This window comes from Streptomyces sp. Y20, from assembly GCF_043195475.1.
GTDB lineage: Bacteria > Actinomycetota > Actinomycetes > Streptomycetales > Streptomycetaceae > Streptomyces.
In genome coordinates, this window is record NZ_JBIDDP010000063.1 from 1 (window position 1) to 255 (window position 255).

At 72.5% G+C, this 255-nt stretch carries 1 protein-coding gene; it reads left to right on the top strand.

All coding sequences use genetic code 11. The features are described from left to right. Positions 1 to 58: 58 nt before the first annotated feature. The coding region (locus tag ACGFT1_RS35855; RefSeq protein ID WP_373913168.1) for a hypothetical protein at positions 59 to 255 on the top strand (197 nt) is incomplete at its 3' end.

Sequence of the window (255 nt, forward strand, 5' to 3'; positions counted from 1 at the left end):
GGCGGGGGTGTTGTCGCTGGGGGATGGGGCGGCGTTGGTGGCGGCTCGGGGGCGGTTGATGCAGGCGCTGCCGCCGGGTGGGGCGATGGTGGCGGTGGCGGCGAGTGAGGGGGAGGTCGCCGAGTATCTGGGTGGGGGTGTGGATCTGGCGGCGGTGAACGCGCCGGGTTCGGTGGTGCTCTCCGGTGACGAGGAAGCTGTCACGGCCGTCGCCGAGAAGTTGCGCGAACAGGGCCGCAGGGTCAAGCGGCTGAC